Below are 18,298 nucleotides of genomic sequence, written 5' to 3'. Positions count from 1 at the left end.
CTACGGAGAGAAACATGGGCAGCATTACCCTTCAAAAAGTCTCGAAGGTCTTCGGCGAAGCCAAGGTCATCCCGTCGATCGACCTCGACATCAAGGACGGCGAGTTCGTCGTCTTCGTCGGGCCTTCGGGCTGTGGCAAGTCCACTCTGCTCAGGCTGATTGCGGGCCTCGAGGACGTGTCGGATGGCAAGATCGTGATCGACGGAAAGGATGCAACCGAGAAAGCCCCGTCAGAGCGCGGCCTTGCGATGGTGTTTCAGTCCTATGCGCTCTATCCGCACATGAGCGTGCGCAACAACATCGCCTTTCCGCTGAAGATGGCCAACGTCGACAAGGCCGAGATTGACAGAAAGGTCGCAGACGCCGCACGCGTCCTCAACCTCACCGACTATCTTGAGCGCAAGCCGCGCCAGCTCTCGGGCGGCCAGCGCCAGCGCGTCGCCATCGGCCGCGCGATTGTACGCCAGCCATCGGCGTTTCTGTTCGACGAACCGCTTTCGAACCTGGATGCCGCCCTTCGCGTCAACATGCGCCTGGAGATCAGCGAACTTCATCAGCAGCTGAAGACCACGATGATCTACGTCACCCACGACCAGGTGGAAGCCATGACCATGGCCGACAAGATCGTCGTGCTGAACCGTGGAAATATCGAACAGGTCGGCTCACCGCTTGAACTCTACCACAAGCCGCGAAACCTCTTCGTCGCGGGCTTTATCGGCTCGCCGAAGATGAACTTCGTCAAAAGCCAGTATGCCGCGCAATTCGGAGCGCACACGATCGGCGTGCGGCCGGAACATGTGCTGTTGTCGACCGAAAGCGGCGACTGGAAGGGCAAGGTCATGGTCGCCGAACATCTCGGCGCGGACACCTTCCTGCACGTGGATGTCGAGGGTATTGGTCATGTCACCGCGCGTGGCGGCGGCGATTTCCCGGCAAAGGCCGGCGATGTCGTCTATCTGACTCCCGACAAGACGCGGATCCACAAATTCAACGAGGGTGGTCTCACCATCTGAGAGCATTGCTGCCGGGTTGGGGACGAGAGCGCACGCCGGACAAAGCGCCCGGCGTACCGATGCCGGGATCTTAGCCGATCCCGAAGACCTTCAAGAGGACTGAAACATGACGTGCAAACTATCGCTGGCAACGCTTTCCGAGGTGGCAAAAACGGCCGCCGTACCGACCTACGAGCGGGCGTCGTTGAAGGCGGGCATCGTGCACTTCGGCGTGGGCAATTTCCACCGCGCCCACCAGGCGATCTATCTGGACGACCTGTTCAATCTGGGTCAGGATCATGACTGGGCGATCATCGGCGCGGGTATTCTCCCTTCCGACGCCGCAATGCGCGAGAAGCTCGCCGCCCAGGATTTCCTGACGACGGTCGTCGAGCAGGACAACAACAAGACTGCTGCGCGCGTTACGGCGCCGATGATCGACATCCTGCCGGTCGGTGACGCCAAGGCGATTATCGCCAAGCTTGCGGATCCAGCGATCCGCATCGTTTCGATGACGATTACCGAGGGCGGCTACTTCATCGACGCCTCGGGCAAATTCAATCCCGGTCATCCGGCGATCGCTGCGGACGGCCAGAATCCTGCCGAGCCGAAGACCGTCTTTGGCCTTGTCGTCGCCGGTCTCAAGGCGCGCAAGGAGAAGGGCATCGTGCCTTTCACCGTCATGTCCTGCGACAACATTCCCCACAACGGCGTCGTCACGTCGAATGCCGTCGTTGGCACGGCGCGTCTCTCCGATCCTGCCTTTGCCGACTGGATCAAGGCGAACGTCGCCTTCCCGAATGCCATGGTGGACCGCATCACGCCGGCAACGGGTCAGCGCGAAATCGACTTGTTGAAGGACGCCTTCGGCATCGAGGACAACTGGCCCGTCTATTGCGAAGAGTTCAAGCAGTGGGTGCTGGAAGACAAGTTTACGGCGGGGCGGCCGGCGCTTGAGAAGGTCGGCGTCACCTTCGTGCCCGATGTAACGCCCTACGAGCACATGAAGATCCGCATTCTGAACGGGGGACATGCGGCGATCGCCTATCCGGCAGCGCTGATGGATATCCATTTCGTGCACGACTCGATGGAGGATCCGTTGATCCGTGCCTTCCTCGCCAAACTTGAGAAGGATGAGATCATCCCGATCGTTCCGCCGGTCCCGGATACCTCGCTGACGGACTATTTCGCGCTGATCGAGCATCGGCTTCTCAATCCGAAGATTGCCGACACCATCCCGCGCCTGGCACAGGACGGATCGAACCGACAGCCGAAATTCATCCTGCCCTCTACGCTCGACAATCTGAACCAGGGGCGGGACGTGGTCGGGCTCGCGCTGGTTTCTGCTCTGTGGTGCCGCTATTTTGCCGGCAAGACGGACAGCGGCAAGGACATCGTCTTCAACGACGCCAGCGCCGATCGGCTGCATGCGGCCGCACTGAAGGCCAAGGACAATCCGATGGCGTTCCTCGTTTTCGACGACACCTTTGGCGAGGTGTCAAAATCCGAGCTGTTCCGAAAGCGCTTTGCCCACGCATTGAAAACCCTGTGGGAAAAGGGCACGCGTGAAACCCTGCAGCTTTATCTTGATAACAAGCTTGCTGTGTAAGGATCACTGGCGGCATTCCTGCCGCCGGCTTCCGCCTTATCCGGCGGATGCATCTTCCTGCACCAACTGCGATTGGGTCTGCCATGGCTGAGGCTGAAACACGGCTCGTCATCTTTGATTGCGACGGCGTGCTCGTCGATAGCGAACCGATATCGGTGAGCGTTCTCGTGAAGGCGATGAACGATCTCGATGTCCCGATTACCGAGGAAGAGGTCTATGGCCGTTTCCTCGGGCGAAGTCTCGCGACTGTCATCGAGACGATGAAGACCGAATACAACGTCCACCCGGGTCAGGAATTTCTTGAGCAAATCCGCACCGATCTCTACGCCCGGTTTCGCAGGGAGCTGAAGCCGATGGCCGGGATCGCCGAGACGATCGACACCCTCGGCATTCCCTGTTGCGTCGCCTCTTCCAGCCAAGTCGAGCGTATCCGCCTGTCGCTGACGGTCACCGGCCTGATCGACCGGCTGCCTGATATCTTCAGCGCAACCATGGTCAAGCATGGCAAGCCCGCGCCCGATCTCTTCCTGCATGCGGCGCACGAAATGAACGTAGAGCCCGCCAATTGCGTGGTCGTGGAGGACAGCCCCGCCGGGATCGAGGCGGCGAAGGCAGCGGGCATGAGGGTGTTTGCCTTCACGGGCGGATCACACGCCAATTTTTCCGGCTATCGCGCTGAACTTGACCGACTTTCTCCCGAAGCCGTGTTTGACGCCATGCCGGATTTAATACACCTTGTCCGCAAACATAAGCAGGACGGGATGCACCTTTAATGCCTCAGCATGTGGTTGCGGTTGATATCGGCACGGGCAGTGCGCGCGCCGGCGTCTTCGACGCTCGCGGCGCATTGCTGGGCAAGGCCGAACACCCGATCATCATGAACAGGCCGCGTGAAAACCACGCCGAGCATGACTCCGAAGACATCTGGTCGGCGGTCTGCATTGCCGTTCGCAAGGCGATGGAGCAATCAGGCGCGGCGCCAGCATCGGTGGGCGCGATCGGTTTCGATGCTACCTGTTCGCTCGTCGTGCGCGATGTCGACGGCAACCAGATCAGTGTTTCCACCGGCGGAGAGCGCCGTTTCGATACGATCGTCTGGCTCGATCACCGGGCGCTGAAGGAAGCCGATTTCTGCACGGCGACGGAACATCCCGTGCTGGAGCACTCCGGGCACTTCATGTCGCCGGAAATGGAAATGCCGAAGCTGATGTGGCTGAAGAAGAAGCTGCCCGGCACCTGGATGAACACCGGCTATCTGTTCGACCTCGCCGATTTCATGACCTGGAAAGCAACTGGCGCGCTCGCCCGCTCGCGCTGCACGCTGACGGCCAAGTGGAATTATCTCGCACATCTCGACAAAGGGTGGCGGAAGGATTTTCTCGAGCGGATTGGGCTCGATGACCTACTGGATCGCGGACGGCTGCCGGAGGAAACGGTGCCGGTCGGCAAGAGTGTCGGGACGCTGACGCAAGAGGCCGCCTCGGCGCTCGGGCTGACGACGGCGTGCCATGTTTCCTCAGGCATGATCGACGCCTATGCCGGGGCGCTGGGTGCGCTTGGCGGCGAGGCGCAGGATGCTCACAGGCTGGAACGCCAATTGGCGCTGATCGCCGGCACCTCGAGCTGCATCGTTTCGTTCTCGCGCGAGCGCAAACCGAGCCACGGCATGTGGGGGCCGTATTACGAAGCCGTCTTTCCTGAATCCTGGCTTGTCGAGGCGGGGCAATCGGCAACGGGCGCGCTGCTCGATCATATCGTGCGGATGCACGCAGCCGGTGGCGAGCCAACGGCTACGCTGCATCAGAAGATCGTCGAGCGTATTGCGCAGCTTCGCGCCGAGGAGGGCGACGAGTTCGGTGCCCGCATCTTTATACTGCCGGATTTTCACGGCAACCGCTCGCCACTCGCCGATCCGCATGCCGTCGGCAGCATCAGCGGCCTGACGCTCGACACGTCGTTCGACGGACTCTGCGCGCTCTATTGGCGCGCAGCAGTCGCGATCGCGCTCGGGATCCGTCACATCCTCGAGCGGATGAAGGAATATGGCTATGTGCCTGACACCCTGCATGTCGCAGGCGGCCATGTGAAAAATCCGGTGCTGATGGAGCTCTATTCCGATGCAACCGGCTGCAGGGTCGTTGTGCCGAAGATGAACGAGGCGGTGCTCCTCGGTACGGCGATGGCCGCTTCCGTGGCGTGCGGTCTCTATCGAGATCTCGCAGAAGCAGGGGCGGCCATGTACTCCGGTGGCGAAGAGCGATTGCCGGATACAGCCAAGCAGGCATTTTATGACCGGGATTATCGCCGGCTGCTTGCCATGTATCGCCACCGCGCGGAACTGGAAGCGATGGAGTAGGCGCCTAATCCTGGAAGACTCTACCGGTTTCCGCCGTCTCCAAGCATGCTGCCGAATTCAGCCATGCGACGGGTGCGGGCGCCTGCTTCTTCGCCGGCCGCAGTGACAACGTCTTCCGACAGACAGTCGAGGAGGACCATCAGCGGCGGCAGGTTGTCTTCGTCATCGGATCGGGCAGGCGGAAGGGCGAGTACGATATTGGCCTGATCCGGAATCCAGTTGGTGCCTTGTGCTGTAATCAAGATAACCTTGTATCCATAGCGCCGTGCCGTCCGGGCCAGCAGCCGGGCTTTGCCAAAGCGCCGGCTGTCGATCACGATCAGCAAGGCGTCATTGCCATCGAGCCGTGCGAAGAGTTCGGCGAAGCGGCTGCCCGTTCCATCAAGCGCGTGGACGCCGTCGCGCGCATGGGTCAATCGCTGAGCAAAGTGGGACGCGAAGCCGGAAAGATGAGCATGCGAGGCGACAAGAACCTCATGAGCGGATGATATCATCGACACGGCTTCATTCCAGAGGGGCTGGCCCGTCAAATGGTAGATATGGTGCAGCGCCTGGATCTGCTCGGAGACCAGTACCGCGAGCGGCTTGCCGGCAGAAGCGTCGGCCTGCAGCTGGGTGAGCGATGCCTGCATCTGCATTGGCGAAATGGTGGTTGTTTCGCGGATATGGACCTTGACGCTGTCGAGCCCCTGATAGCCGAGCGCGCGTAGAAAGCGGCCCACCGTCATGGGGCTCAGATCCAGCCGATCGGCAACCGACGCGGCTGTTTCGAACGGCAGGTCGTTCAGATGCTCGGAGAAATATTTCGCGATTCGTCGTTCGGCCGGCGTGCCGGACTTGGCATACTGGCGGAGCTTCTGAACAAAATCTTCCACGTTGGCCCGTCCCGATCTTCCCGAAAGCATTTCTCGGATACGCATGGCCAACGCTTGTCGTTTGCAACTATTCCGGAAGCTGCGTTTCAGGATCAAGCAATCATAGTTGATAAATTACTATATAGTAACATAGATTTTCCGACAAGTTTTGGGCTAGTCATCCGAGTTTGTTTCAGCCTTGCCGTTCAAAGTTCGGATTCCTACATGGTTGTTGCAACCGGAGACCTCGGAATGATCTTTCAGGCGGCCCGCCTATCTCTCATCAATCTTTTCGCGCCAGAGACGCGGTCAGTGTTCTGGAAGGTCCTGGGATTGACCCTCCTGTTGCTCGTCGGGCTTTGGCTGGCGCTGCGCAGTGCGTTCATATCGTACGTCTTCCCGTGGATTGCCAGTTTCTTTCCCGCCATGCCGGACTGGGCAGGGTGGCTCGGCTTCGTGTTTGCGATCGCAGCCAGCCTCGGCCTTGCACTTGGCCTGGCGCTTTTGCTGTCACCGGTGACGGCATTGGTTGCCGGCCTGTTTCTCGACGATGTGGCCGAGGTGATTGAAAGACGGGATTATCCCTCGGATCAGTCTGGAACGGCGATGCCGCTCGGTCCGGCGCTCACAAGCTCGATCAAGCTTCTTGGCGTGGTTATCCTCGGCAACATCGTGGCGCTTTTTCTGCTGTTCGTGCCGGGCGTCAACATAATCGCGTTCTTCCTCGTCAACGGCTACCTGCTCGGCCGCGAATTCTTCGAGTTTGCTGCAATGCGGTTTCGTTCGCCGCAGGAGGCACGATCGTTTCGGGCCAAACATGCGGCGACGGTGTTCCTTGCGGGGCTTGTTATTGCGGGCTTCCTTGCCATCCCGATCGTCAATCTGCTGACGCCGCTTTTCGCCGCTGGATTGATGGTGCACCTGCACAAGCTGGTTTCGCGCGAGGACGCGGGCTTTCGCGGGTAGGGCCAAATCGGTAGCGCCGCGATCTGCCGCAGACTTACTCGACGGCCTCTCCAACCACTTGGCGCGGTAGCTCGACCAGCGGCGCCGGCACGTCGCAGCTCTTTTCCGGCGACTTGCAGATATCGGCGATGACGCAGCGCTCGCATTCCGGCTTGCGTGCCTTGCAGGTATAGCGGCCATGCAGGATCAGCCAGTGGTGGGCATGATAGAGATAGTGCTTCGGTACCACCTTCATCAGCCGCTCCTCGACCTCGTCGGGCGTCTTTCCCGGCGCCAGCTTGATTCGGTTGGCGATGCGGAAAATGTGTGTGTCCACCGCCATCGTCGCCTGATCGAAAGCCATGGAGAGCACGACATTGGCGGTCTTGCGGCCGACACCGGGGAGCATCACCAGCTCGTCACGCGTTTGCGGCACAGCGCCGCCGAATTTCTCGACCAGCATCTGTGAGAGAGCGATGACGTTCTTCGCCTTGTTGCGGTAGAGGCCGATCGTCTTGATGTAGTCGCGCACCCGCTCCTCGCCGAGTGCCAGCATCTTTTCGGGCGTGTCGGCAACCCTGAAGAGTGCGCGTGTCGCCTTGTTGACGCCGGCATCCGTCGCCTGGGCGGAGAGGGCTACAGCGACGACGAGCGTGAACGGGTTCGTGTGTTCCAGTTCGCCTTTCGGCTCCGGCCGCTGGATGGAGAAGCGACGGAATATCTCCTCGCGCTCGGCTTCGGAATAGGCAGAACGGACCGTTGCCGGCTTCTTCTGGCGAACGATCACTTTTGAGTTCTGCGACGATGTGACGGCGGATTTGAGTTTCGGAGTTGGCATGGAAAACCTATACTTGCCAGCCATGATGGAAAGCAACGCCGATAAAGCCGACGAACAACCTGTTTTTGCCGCCGAGCTTTTTCCTTACCGGTCGCTTGGCCGCAAGGGTTTCAAGGTGTTGCTGCTTTTGACCGGCGCAGTGTGCTGCCTGTATGGCATGTTCTTCGTCGTGACGGGCGCCTGGCCGATCGGCTTCTTCTTCGGGCTTGATTTTCTGCTCCTCTACGGCGCCTTCTGGCTGAACTATCGGTCTGGCCGCGCGCGGGAGGAAGTGACCGTGTCGCGTACGGATATTTCCGTCCGCAAGTTCGCGCCCTCCGGTCGGATGATCGAGCATCACTTCAATCCCTTCTGGACGCGCTTCTTCGTTCGCAGACATCAGGAGATAGGCATTCTTTCCATGTATATTTCCGGCGAAGGAAGGGGCACGGATATCGGCTCCTTCCTCAATCCCGATGATCGCGAGAGCTTCGCTAAGGCCTTCAAGGGGGCGCTTGCCACCGTCAAACAACGGATTTGACCGGCACGCAAGAATCGGGTGGCTTGCGAGGGGTCACTTGACTATCTCCTTGGTACAAGGAGAAAGATCATGAATATGGTAGCCAAGCTGAACAAAGACATCACGCCTGATGGCTCTGATTACGAGACCGTGCGCCAGGTGATCGAACTCATCACCGAGGACTATCGCGATCAGCCGTCGTTGGAGACGATCGCAGCGCGGCTCAATCAGTCGCCGACGCAGTTGCAGAAGACGTTTACGCGGTGGGCCGGCCTGTCTCCGAAGGCTTTCCTGCAGGCAGTCACGCTCGACCACGCGAAGCGGCTTCTACGCGAGGAAGCTATGCCCCTTCTGGAGACCTCGATCGAGGTCGGGCTGTCCGGCCCCAGCCGCCTGCACGATCTCTTCGTCACGCATGAGGCGATGTCGCCCGGCGAATGGAAGGCCAAAGGCGGTGGGTTGACGATCCGCTACGGCTTCCATCCTTCACCCTTTGGGGTTGCGCTTGTGATGGCGACGGACCGTGGCCTCGCGGGGCTTGCTTTCAGCAATTACGGTGACGAGGCCGCGTGTCTCGATGATATGACATGCCGCTGGCCGAATGCGACCTATGTCGACGATATCGAAGCGACGGCACCTTACGCAACGCGGATCTTTGAGCCGGGCCGCTGGACATCGGACCAGCCGCTGCGTGTCGTGCTGATCGGCACCGATTTCCAGGTGCAGGTGTGGGAAAGCCTGCTGAAGATCCCCTTCGGCAAGGCCGTCACCTACAGCGACATCGCCCACGACATCGGCCGACCGACAGCGATGCGCGCGGTTGGTGCGGCGGTCGGCGCCAATCCGATTTCCTTCGTGGTTCCCTGCCATCGCGCGCTCGGCAAAAGCGGGGCGTTGACGGGGTACCATTGGGGCCTGACGCGCAAGCGGGCCATGCTCGGCTGGGAGGCGGCGCACGCCTGATCGCGGCGACGCATCGATCCAACCTGTGGATACGCTTCCTCCCTCGGGAGTCCTGCCATCAAAAACTCAGGATTCACCTGCTTGATTCCATGGCTGGGACTCGAGGAGGCGGAAATGAACCCTGGAGAAAAGCCATGCAAGGTCGTCGGCATTGCCGTTGGCCTGCTTGCGATGTCGCTGGTTCCGGCCTGGGCGGGCTGCAAATCGGCGATGAGTAGCCCGGAATGGCCGGATGTGGCGCGCGCGATATCGACCGCGCAGTTATGCGAACAGCTTCCCGTGGGACCCAATCGAACCAGCAGCTTCAAGGTTGTGTCTGCAGATGTCTGTTCGACGGGGGACAGTCTCGCATCCATCAGGGCGACGGCGCTATTGACCTGCGAAACTGGCGACAATTCGCTCTTCCAGATGGCGCCGGTGGAAGGCAAGGTTGTTGCCACCGTCGCCCTTGATGTGGGTGCATGCAGGATCACGGACACCCATCTAGAAATCGATGGCGAGATCGGAAGTCTTTTATCGGCACTGCCGGATACCCAGGATTTCGGGCGCAACTGGGCGCAATCGCAACTGTCGCATCTGTGCCAGCTGCGATAGCGGATGCTGGCTAAACGCCCCTAAGCCGCCTCTGCCAGGCCCAGCAGAGCCTTGGCGGCACCCTCGTCTGTGATCAGCGTGTTACAGCCGATCCGCTTGATGGTGGCACGGATTGCGACCGCGCGATGCGTGCCGCCGGATGACAGCACGATGTGCTTGGCCCTCTTCAATGTGTCGAGATCCACGGACATGACGCGGCTGTTGATCGAGTGATCGATCGTGTTGCCGTCCTTGTCGAGGAAGTTGAACATCGTGTCGCAGACGCAGCCGGCGTCGATCAGCTGCTGCAGCTCGGCCTTCGAGATCCACCCTTCCGACAGGGAGGTAGAGTGCGGGCCGATGTCGCCACAGCTGACGATCGCGAGATCCAACGTTTCCGCCAGCCGATAGATCGTGTCCAGGCCACATTTCTCGATGAGGTTCCGCTTCGTTTCCGTAGAATCCACCAGAAGCGGGGCAAGGAACATATAGCATTCGGCGCCGAGCTGGCTCGCGAGGCGCCAGGTGTAGTCGATCGGGTTCGTCTGGTGGACGGCGACGACGCCTCCGAGGAGGGAGACGACCTTGCAATTGTCGCGGCGGGGCGGCCGGAAGCTTGAGAGCGAAGCCGTCATGGTTCGGCCCCAGCCGACGCCGATTGTGTAGTCGTCTGGAATGGCCTCGGAGAGGAACTGTCCCAACGCAAGGCCAACGCTTTTTGCCAGCGAGTTGGCGTCAGGCTGCGCCGGCGCCGGCACGACGATCGCTTCGTCGAGGCCATAGGCGCGCTCGAGTTTTACCGAAAGTTCGACGCAATCGCCGATCGAGTCGTTGATCCAAATCTGCACTTCGCTGCGCTTCATCGCCTCGTCGAGCAGGCGGATCACGGTCGTGCGGCTGATGCCGAGCTGTTCGGCGACATCCTTCTGCGTCAGTCCCTGATTGTAATAGAGCCAAGCCGCACGCAACCTAAGGGAGGATGCTTCGGAATAAGCCGTATGCGTGCCACGTTTGAGCTTGACCACATCTCCTCCGGAGCGAATTGCGCCCTAGATCTATCATCAAGCCAGGACAGGTTCGTTGTTCCGCCGATAATGACGGGTGTGACACTTATGTCAATTGAAATGCACAAATGTCCTTGACATATCTGGCGGGGAATAGTGATAGTCGCCGCCAAGAAGTCGCATCCGTGCGACCGAGGAGGTAATGTGCAGGTAAGCGGGACGTCCCATCGGCACTTGGCGGCCGAGGCGTGACGCCGTTTCGCGGGGATGACGCGACCGCTGCTTACACAGGCGGCTCGCAGACTGCCCATTCGTAGATTATTTGCCGGGCGAAGTTCGCATCGGCGCGCAGCTCAAGTCAAAAGGACCAGTAACCATGACATCCAAGCTTGACCACCTCCGCGAGATTACCACGGTCGTTGCCGATACCGGTGACATCGAGGCTGTTGCCCGTCTGAAGCCCGTCGATTGCACGACGAACCCAAGCATCGTGCTGAAGGCACTCGGTACGCCGATGTTCGCAGATACCGTCAAGGAAGCTGTTGCCTGGGGCAAGAAGCAGGGCGGCAATCCGGAGGCCGTTTCCGCCGCCGTTGCCGATCGCCTGGCGATCTCCGTCGGTGCTGCGCTCGTGAAGCTCGTTCCGGGCCGCGTGTCAACCGAAGTCGATGCGGACCTTTCCTTCGATACCGAAGCGTCGCTTGCCAAGGCCCGTTCGATCATCGCTGCCTACAAGGAACGCGGCATCGAGCGTGACCGCATCCTCATCAAGCTGGCTTCGACCTGGGAGGGCATTCGCGCCGCCGAAATCCTGCAGAAGGAAGGCATCGACTGCAACCTGACGCTTCTGTTCTCCAAGGCCCAGGCGGTTGCCTGCGCTGACGCCAAGGTGTTCCTGATTTCGCCGTTCGTTGGCCGCATACTCGACTGGTACAAGAAGTCGACTGGCAAGGAATTCACGCCTGAGGAAGATCCGGGCGTCATCTCCGTCCGCGACATCTACAACTACTATAAGGCCAACGACATCAAGACGATCGTCATGGGTGCCTCGTTCCGCAGCGCCGGCGAAATCGAAGCCTTGGCCGGTTGCGATCGCCTGACGATCGCGCCGAACCTGCTCGACGAACTCTCCAACGATCAGGGCAAGCTCGAGCGCAAGCTGTCGCCTGATGTGACGAAGCCTGCCCCGAAGATCACCGTCGACGAAAAGATCTTCCGCTGGATGATGAACGAAGACGCGATGGCGACCGAAAAGCTCGCCGAAGGCATCCGTGCCTTCGCCAAGGACCTTGGTACGCTTCGCAGCAACGTTCAGAAAGAACTGCAGCTCGCAGCTGCTTAAGGCTTACGAGCGCTCCAACCAAGAAGGGCGGTGCCATTCGGTGCCGCCCTTTTTCGTGTCATATCGACCAGATGCGCTTGGCGTTGGCCTGATAGAGCTTGTCGCGCTCTTCCGGGCTGCAGCCCGAGGTCAGCGCATGGGTGGCAGCGACCCAGGGTGCCAGCCCGCCGCCGAGCGTGCAAACGGGCCAGTCGCTGCCCCAGACGACGCGATCCCAACCGAAGCTGCCGATCGTATGTTCGACATACGGGCGGAGGCTCTCGACCGACCAGTTTTCGAGATCCCCATAGGCGATGACGCCTGAAATCTTTGCCGTCACGTTCGAGCGGCGGGAGAATTCCGTGATGCCCTTGCGCCAGACGTCGCTCATCCCATCCTTGATCGGCGGGTTGGCGCAATGGTCGAGAATGAAGCGAACATCCGGGCAGTGATCGACCAGCGCGAGGATGGTCTCGAATTGATGCGGGAAGACACAGAGATCGAACGTCATGCGGGTGCCGGAGAGGCGCTTGATGTTCTCGCGAAACAGCGGTCGGGCGGCTGTGTCGTCCGGGGCCACGTGGAGGACGCGGCGGAAGCCTTTGACGAAGGGATCGGCAGCCGATCGCTCCAGATAGGCCGCGAAACCATCCTCTTCCGGCCGGCAGGCGGCGATGACGCCACGCACAAGACTGCCCTGGCGGCGGCTGACTTCCCTGACGTAATTCGTCTCGTCGTCGATACGCGCCGGTGCAACGTCCACTTCCATGTGCAGCACATTGGAGATGCCGCAGCGTAGCGCATCGCGCGCATAGTCTTCGTAGAGATTGTCACGATTAAGATCACCCGCGCCGGAGAGCCAGGGATAGTCGAGCGCCTGCCGGTCGACGATGTGCAGGTGTGTGTCGAAGTGCATGCGGTTCCTCCCATTCATGCGATGCTGTTTGCCGCAAGGTGCGGCGGCGGCGCCGACTGGCTTTTCGGCCACCAGATTTTTCATGCCCGGCCACACAAGATCAACTAGGCTTCCGGCGCAAACCTCGCTCCATCAGGTTGACGCCAATCTGAATATATTGTTTGCATATGAATGAATGCGCCGCAAGCGCCGGAATTTGGGAGGATGTATGAGCCACGGTCTGGAAGGCAAGAAAGTCGTCATCACGGCGGCAGGTCAGGGTATCGGTCGAGCAAGCGCTGAGCGCTTCATTTCACTCGGCGCGCATGTCTATGCGACCGATATCAACGAAAACACGATTTCCACCCTGGAAGGCGCCGAGAAGCATGTCCTCAATGCGCTCGATGGCGACGCAGTCCGTGCCTTCGCAGCCACGATCGGCCCGATCGACGTTCTCTTCAATTGCGCAGGCTTCGTTCATGCAGGCTCGATCCTCGAATGCGAGGAGAAGGACTGGGACTTTTCCTTTAACCTGAATGCCAAGGCGATGTATACGACCTGCCGTACCTTCCTTCCCGGGATGCTGGAGAAGGGGAAGGGGTCGATCGTCAACATGGCTTCGGTCGCCTCCAGTGTGAAGGGCGTTCCCAATCGCTTTGCCTACAGTGCATCGAAGGCAGCCGTGATTGGCCTCACCAAGTCAATTGCCGCCGACTTTGTTGCCAAGGGTATCCGCGCCAATGCGATCTGCCCCGGTACCGTGGACAGCCCGTCGCTGCACGAGCGCTTGCGTGCGACCGGCGACTATGAAAAGGCACTGAAGGATTTCATCGCCCGCCAGCCGATGGGTCGCATCGCCACACCCGAGGAGATCGCCGCTCTGGTGACCTATCTTGCCGGTGACGAGGCAGGCTTCACGACGGGCCAGATCCATGTCGTCGATGGCGGCTGGACCGGCTAAAGCCATATTGCTCCTGCCGCCATCAAACTGATATCAAAGGCAATCTTGCAGCGGTAGGATTGTGACGGCGGCAGACGCTGGGCGCCGGGAAAGTCAGGTCATGGAGCAACTACGCAGACACATGGTGTTCGTCGTCGCCGTGACCGCTGGACTCGTGACTTTCCTGTTGCTCACCAGCCGCGAGGTCAATCCGCAGAACCTGATTTTTGGCTGGAACGCCGGCGCCATCGTCTTTACGGCGCTCACCTGGCGCCGAATGCTGCGCGCGACCGTCGCTAGCATCCGCGAGAGAGCTGAGGATCTCGACCTTTCAGACGTCTTCCTCATGGCGCTGTCTATTTTGGCGGCGCTCGCCAGCATTGCCGGTATCGCGCTGGAACTTCATGCAGCCAAGGGGGCTGACGCAAGCGAGGCGCTCGTACGATCGCTTGGTGCAATCGCCACGATCCTGATCTCCTGGGCATTCCTGCACACCTTGTTCACGGTGCACTACGCACATCGCTTCTATGGCGGAGAGGCCAAGGGGGAAGGGCTGAAGTTTCCGGAAGGCAATGACGAGCCTATTTATTGGGACTTCCTCTACTACTCCTTCACGATCGGCGTTGCCTCACAGACGGCCGACGTTGCGACGACATCGGTCACCATGCGCAAGCTGACGCTCCTGCATTCCATCCTCTCATTCCTGTTCAATACGACGATCCTGGCCCTTGCCATCAATGTCGGAGCAAGTCTGCTCTAACGCCTTTGGCTGCGTGGAGGGACACACGGATTTGATGTATGAAGCAATCTCATCCCCCAGAGGTTGCCGTGATGGAAGCATTGCCGTGTGAGAGATTGTTGGTCCTTGCCGGCTGTGACGATGCCCGCTTGCGTGATCTCGAGCGCCTAGAGATCATTGGTCCTGGATACACAGGCTATGCCGCAAGCGATGTCAGCCGGCTCCGATTGATAGTTGCCCTGCAGGAAGCCGGCATCAGCCTCGATGTGCTGGCGGAAGGTCTGAGGCGGCGGATCTTTACTCTGGAGTTCGCCAATCAGCTGATGTTCGAGCCCGTAGCGATGACCGAGGCGTTGTTTCGGCCGAGGTGGCGGCAGGGCAACTGGATCTCGACGAGCTGAATGGCATAAGGGCATGCGCCAGCTTGCCGCCGCTTTCAGCGGATCAACCGCTTCGCGAGGACGATGCGGAATTTATCTGGCTGTTGGCGGAGTGCAGGCAGCTTGGTGCCTCCGTTGTCGGGATGGAGCGGGTGCTGCGCGTTTTCGGTCAGTCGGTTCGCCGCTGTGTCGACACGATGCGCGACCTCTTCCGCGGCGAGGTCGAAGAGCCGATGCTGAATGCGGGCCTTAGCTACCATCATCTTTTCGAGGTTGCCGCCACCAAGCGCTTGGCACTACAGCGGATCGGCTTCCGGATGCTGTTCCTGCTGCAGCGGCGGATGCTGGAGGAGGCGGTGTTCGACAATATCGTCGGAAGGCTGCAGGATGCCCTGCGCGAACACGGGCTGGAGCCTGGCGACGAGGACAGCCTGCCGGCCGTGGCCTTTGCCGACCTTTCCGGCTTCACGGGCTTGACGCGTGAGATTGGCGATGTGTCTGCCGCCGAGAAGGCCGCCCGTTTTGAAGCAATCGCCCAACGGCTTTCATGCGCGTTCGACGGACGTATCGTCAAGCCACTGGGCGACGGCGTCATGATGCTGTTTCCGGATGCAGCCTCGGCGGTGCAAGCATCGCTATCGCTGGTGGAGCAGAGCCGTTTGGATGAGTTGCCGCCTGTGCGGGTCGGTGTAGCAACGGGGCAGGTTGTGCCTCGTGACGGGGATATTTTCGGCCGGACGGTCAATCTCGCGGCGCGCGTTTCGGCCGTTGCCGGGCCGTCCCAAACACTTGTCTGCCTCAATACGCGTGCTGCCGCGGAAGCGGCAGCACGCGGTCTTGCCTTCCAGGGTCTGGGAGCTGTTTCCCTGAAAGGCTTCAAGGACTCGGTGCCTCTCTTTGCCGCCCAACGCGCGGCGGCAGGTTAAAGCACCGCATTGCCGGCCATCAGCGCCAGAATCAGGAAGATCAGGAAGATCACCAGCGCGATGCCGAAGAGAACGCGAGCAATCGTTGCCGTTGCGGCCGAGATGCCGGAGAAGCCGAAGAAACCGGCAATCAGCGAAATAACGAAGAATATGAGAGCCCATCTAAGCATGGATTTTTTCCTTTTTGCTCATCGTTTAGATGACGCAGGGCGAGGAAATTTGTTCCATATTTTACGCAACCGGTGGGCGCAGCCCGCAGCGGTAGCTGAAAGCGTTGGCGACGCCCCTGGGGAGCGCCGCCGGCCGGATTGCCATGTTACATCAGGCCCAGTTGCTTGTAGAAGCCAAGGGCGTCGTAGTAGTCCGACTGCTGCTTGATCACGTTGTTCTCAATGACGAAGACCGAGGCACCGTCGAAGGAGAAGGACTTGTCGGTTGCCTTGGTCCCATCGGCCCAAGGACCGCTGTTCTTCCCTGAGAAGGTCCACTCGAAGGAAACCTTGTTTCCGCTGACGATCGGATCACCCCGCATCTCCCATTTCAGATCCGGCGCAGCGGTCATGAAGTTGTCGATCACGGCCGCCTTGGCCTCGGCCTTGCCGACGGTCGGCTTGCCAACCGATGCGTCGTAGTAGCTGATCTTGTCATCGAAATAGGAAGCGGCCTTGCCGGCATCGTGGGCGTTCCATGCGGCCAGGTACTGTTGAACGACCTCAACCGGCGTCTGATCGGCCGCATAGACCGGCATGGCCGAAAGCGTCGAGGCGAGACAGATGCCACCGAAGGCGGCAAGAATGGTACGGCGTTTCATTTCGACTCCCCTTTTGTTGCATGTTCTTGTTTGCAGGTTACGGCCCGCCCGTCGGCCCGGCCGCGCGGGATCAACCGTGGTTGATCATTACGTGCCGGACGGCGGTGTAGTCCTCCAGTGCGTAGACGGACATGTCCTTGCCATAGCCTGATTGCTTCAGGCCGCCATGCGGCATTTCGTTGGTGAGCATGAAGTGCGTGTTGATCCAGGTGCAGCCATATTGCAGGCGGGCGGCAGTTTTCATGCCGCGGCTGATGTCCTTGGTCCAGACCGACGAAGCGAGGCCGTAGTCGCTGTCGTTCGCCCAGGTGACGGCATCCTCGACATCGGTGAAGCGGGTGACGGAAACGACCGGACCGAAAACCTCGCGGCGAACGATCTCGTCATCCTGCGTGGCGCCGGCGACGACCGTCGGCGTGTAGAAAAAGCCCTTGTCGCCGGAGGTCTTGCCACCGGTGGTGATTTCCATGTGCTTGTGTTCGGACGCACGGGCGACGAAGCTTTCGACGCGGTCGCGCTGGCGCTTGGAGATCAGTGGGCCGATCTCGTTCTCGGTGTCGTCGGCCTGATTGAACTTGATCGAGGAGACGGCTGAGGAGAGGTCGGCGACGAACCTGTCGTAGACCTTCGCATCGGCGTAGATGCGGCAGGCGGCGGTGCAGTCCTGGCCGGCATTGTAGTAGCCGAAGGTGCGGATGCCCGCGACAACAGCGTCGATGTCGGCGTCGTCGAAGACGATGACCGGCGCCTTGCCGCCGAGTTCCAGGTGGGTGCGCTTCACGGTCTTGGCGGCTGCCTGCAGAACTTTCTTGCCGGTAGCGACGTCGCCTGTGATCGAGACCATCGAAATCTTCGGATGATTGATCAGGGCATTGCCGACGCTCTCGCCGCGGCCGAGGATGACGTTGACGACGCCTTCCGGCAGGATATCGGCAAGCAGCTTCGCCATCTTAAGTGCGGTGAGCGGCGTCTGTTCGGAGGGCTTGAAGACGACGGTGTTGCCGCCGGCGATTGCCGGAGCCAGCTTCCAGGCCATCATCATCAGCGGATAGTTCCACGGCGCGATGGAGCCGATGATACCGACCGGATCGCGGCGGATCATTGATGTATGACCAGGCAGGTATTCGCCGGCGACGGGGCCGTGCAGATTGCGGACGGCGCCTGCAAAGAAGCGGTAGCAATCGACGATTGCCGGGATTTCGTCGTTCAACACGGCATTGATCGGCTTGCCGCAGTTCAGGGCTTCCAGTGCGGCAAACCCCTCGGCGTCCTTCTCGATCGCATCGGCGATCCTGAGGAGGTAGCTGGAGCGTTGGCCCGGTGTCGTCTGCGACCAGTCCTGGAATGCGGATTCTGCGGCGTCGACGGCAGCGTCGATCTGGGCAAGCGAGGCTTCCGGCAGGTCAAGCACGGTCTCGCCCGTCTTCGGGTTCAGGATGTGCTCTTCCGTTTCCGTGCCCGCTTCGAAACGGGACCCAATCAGCATCGCGGTGTCCATGATGTTCTCCAATGAAAGAACACAAGGGGCAAAACGCCTTCAACTGGCAGCTTTTCCTTGGGTTCGGTTTCGTGTTGATCGACGTTTTCGCCGATCGGCTAAATCTCGTGCTTCCGCTGGACAGGTGGTTCCTCGCCCTTCGGTTCTCGAACCAA

20 protein-coding genes are annotated in these 18,298 nt (G+C 60.3%); 13 read left to right on the top strand and 7 right to left on the bottom strand.

All coding sequences use genetic code 11. The features are described from left to right. Positions 1 to 14: 14 nt before the first annotated feature. The 4 genes from AC1DPR_RS25470 (at position 15) to AC1DPR_RS25455 (ending at position 4,957) form a co-directional block, all read left to right on the top strand. Positions 15 to 1,013 (top strand): ABC transporter ATP-binding protein, encoded by a 999-nt coding sequence (locus AC1DPR_RS25470; RefSeq protein ID WP_018856481.1) that lies wholly within the window; start codon positions 15 to 17, stop codon positions 1,011 to 1,013. A 106-nt stretch (positions 1,014 to 1,119) separates the two neighbouring features. Further along, positions 1,120 to 2,601 carry a mannitol dehydrogenase family protein gene (locus tag AC1DPR_RS25465; RefSeq protein WP_018856482.1) on the top strand — a complete coding sequence of 494 codons (1,482 nt, stop codon included), beginning with the start codon at positions 1,120 to 1,122 and terminating at the stop codon, positions 2,599 to 2,601. 83 nt (positions 2,602 to 2,684) lie between these two features. Continuing rightward, complete coding sequence (locus AC1DPR_RS25460; protein ID WP_018856483.1) at positions 2,685 to 3,374, top strand: HAD family hydrolase; 690 nt, start codon at positions 2,685 to 2,687, stop codon at positions 3,372 to 3,374. Then, complete coding sequence (locus tag AC1DPR_RS25455) at positions 3,374 to 4,957, top strand: FGGY-family carbohydrate kinase (protein WP_113471968.1); 1,584 nt, start codon at positions 3,374 to 3,376, stop codon at positions 4,955 to 4,957. Before AC1DPR_RS25460 ends, AC1DPR_RS25455 begins: the two co-directional genes overlap by 1 nt. Before the next feature lie 20 nt (positions 4,958 to 4,977). Here AC1DPR_RS25455 and AC1DPR_RS25450 read toward each other — a convergent pair whose 3' ends face one another. After that, positions 4,978 to 5,832: a MurR/RpiR family transcriptional regulator gene (locus tag AC1DPR_RS25450; RefSeq protein WP_025658852.1), complete on the bottom strand. Its 855-nt coding sequence runs from the start codon at positions 5,830 to 5,832 to the stop codon at positions 4,978 to 4,980. Positions 5,833 to 6,063: 231 nt separating this feature from the next. Between AC1DPR_RS25450 and AC1DPR_RS25445 the strand changes: the two genes are divergently transcribed. Beyond that, entirely contained in the window at positions 6,064 to 6,777 is a 714-nt protein-coding gene (locus AC1DPR_RS25445; protein ID WP_018856486.1) for a sulfate transporter family protein, read from the top strand. A 34-nt stretch (positions 6,778 to 6,811) separates the two neighbouring features. Here the strand turns inward: AC1DPR_RS25445 and nth are convergent, their stop codons facing one another. After that, positions 6,812 to 7,594: an endonuclease III gene (gene nth / locus AC1DPR_RS25440; RefSeq protein ID WP_113471970.1), complete on the bottom strand. Its 783-nt coding sequence runs from the start codon at positions 7,592 to 7,594 to the stop codon at positions 6,812 to 6,814. 22 nt (positions 7,595 to 7,616) lie between these two features. On the opposite strand from nth, the gene AC1DPR_RS25435 reads away from it, so the two are divergent. From AC1DPR_RS25435 to AC1DPR_RS25425, 3 genes are all read left to right on the top strand, one after another. Continuing rightward, entirely contained in the window at positions 7,617 to 8,114 is a 498-nt protein-coding gene (locus AC1DPR_RS25435; RefSeq protein WP_026371706.1) for a DUF2244 domain-containing protein, read from the top strand. Between the two features lie 69 nt (positions 8,115 to 8,183). Next, positions 8,184 to 9,056, top strand: a complete 873-nt coding sequence (locus tag AC1DPR_RS25430) for a methylated-DNA--[protein]-cysteine S-methyltransferase (protein WP_018856489.1) — start codon at positions 8,184 to 8,186, stop codon at positions 9,054 to 9,056. 114 nt (positions 9,057 to 9,170) lie between these two features. Beyond that, positions 9,171 to 9,650: a hypothetical protein gene (locus AC1DPR_RS25425; protein WP_018856490.1), complete on the top strand. Its 480-nt coding sequence runs from the start codon at positions 9,171 to 9,173 to the stop codon at positions 9,648 to 9,650. A gap of 20 nt (positions 9,651 to 9,670) precedes the next feature. On the opposite strand, the gene AC1DPR_RS25420 is transcribed toward AC1DPR_RS25425, so the two are convergent. After that, the gene (locus AC1DPR_RS25420) at positions 9,671 to 10,654 is read right to left on the bottom strand and encodes a sugar-binding transcriptional regulator (RefSeq protein WP_018856491.1); all 984 of its coding nucleotides are present in this window, start codon (positions 10,652 to 10,654) and stop codon (positions 9,671 to 9,673) included. Between the two features lie 355 nt (positions 10,655 to 11,009). On the opposite strand from AC1DPR_RS25420, the gene tal reads away from it, so the two are divergent. Beyond that, a complete protein-coding gene (tal, locus tag AC1DPR_RS25415) occupies positions 11,010 to 11,975 on the top strand; it encodes a transaldolase (protein WP_018856492.1) in 966 nt (321 codons plus the stop codon). Positions 11,976 to 12,033: 58 nt separating this feature from the next. On the opposite strand, the gene AC1DPR_RS25410 is transcribed toward tal, so the two are convergent. Then, a complete protein-coding gene (locus AC1DPR_RS25410) occupies positions 12,034 to 12,870 on the bottom strand; it encodes an amidohydrolase family protein (RefSeq protein ID WP_026371707.1) in 837 nt (278 codons plus the stop codon). A 208-nt stretch (positions 12,871 to 13,078) separates the two neighbouring features. Between AC1DPR_RS25410 and AC1DPR_RS25405 the strand changes: the two genes are divergently transcribed. From AC1DPR_RS25405 to AC1DPR_RS25390, 4 genes are all read left to right on the top strand, one after another. Further along, the gene (locus tag AC1DPR_RS25405) at positions 13,079 to 13,810 is read left to right on the top strand and encodes an SDR family oxidoreductase (RefSeq protein WP_113471966.1); all 732 of its coding nucleotides are present in this window, start codon (positions 13,079 to 13,081) and stop codon (positions 13,808 to 13,810) included. A gap of 100 nt (positions 13,811 to 13,910) precedes the next feature. After that, the gene (locus AC1DPR_RS25400) at positions 13,911 to 14,549 is read left to right on the top strand and encodes a DUF1345 domain-containing protein (RefSeq protein WP_026371708.1); all 639 of its coding nucleotides are present in this window, start codon (positions 13,911 to 13,913) and stop codon (positions 14,547 to 14,549) included. A gap of 38 nt (positions 14,550 to 14,587) precedes the next feature. Beyond that, on the top strand, positions 14,588 to 14,929 hold the full coding sequence (locus tag AC1DPR_RS25395) for a MerR family transcriptional regulator (protein ID WP_162763489.1): 342 nt from the start codon (positions 14,588 to 14,590) through the stop codon (positions 14,927 to 14,929). Positions 14,930 to 14,952: 23 nt separating this feature from the next. Then, positions 14,953 to 15,834, top strand: coding sequence for an adenylate/guanylate cyclase domain-containing protein (locus tag AC1DPR_RS25390; RefSeq protein WP_246733756.1), 882 nt, complete (start codon positions 14,953 to 14,955; stop codon positions 15,832 to 15,834). Here AC1DPR_RS25390 and AC1DPR_RS25385 read toward each other — a convergent pair. The 3 genes from AC1DPR_RS25385 to AC1DPR_RS25375 all read right to left on the bottom strand — a co-directional run bounded on the left by AC1DPR_RS25385 (position 15,831) and on the right by AC1DPR_RS25375 (position 18,143). Next, the gene (locus tag AC1DPR_RS25385; RefSeq protein WP_018856498.1) at positions 15,831 to 16,004 is read right to left on the bottom strand and encodes a DUF1328 domain-containing protein; all 174 of its coding nucleotides are present in this window, start codon (positions 16,002 to 16,004) and stop codon (positions 15,831 to 15,833) included. The genes AC1DPR_RS25390 and AC1DPR_RS25385 overlap by 4 nt on opposite strands. Before the next feature lie 146 nt (positions 16,005 to 16,150). Then, complete coding sequence (locus AC1DPR_RS25380) at positions 16,151 to 16,645, bottom strand: ester cyclase (protein WP_018856499.1); 495 nt, start codon at positions 16,643 to 16,645, stop codon at positions 16,151 to 16,153. 70 nt (positions 16,646 to 16,715) lie between these two features. Then, positions 16,716 to 18,143: a gamma-aminobutyraldehyde dehydrogenase gene (locus AC1DPR_RS25375; RefSeq protein ID WP_018856500.1), complete on the bottom strand. Its 1,428-nt coding sequence runs from the start codon at positions 18,141 to 18,143 to the stop codon at positions 16,716 to 16,718. Positions 18,144 to 18,298 lie beyond the last annotated feature (155 nt).

It is taken from the genome of Rhizobium sp. 01T417, assembly GCF_056398905.1.
The sequence above is the reverse complement of the archived record's forward strand: the minus strand, read 5'-3'. Positions and strand labels throughout refer to the sequence as shown.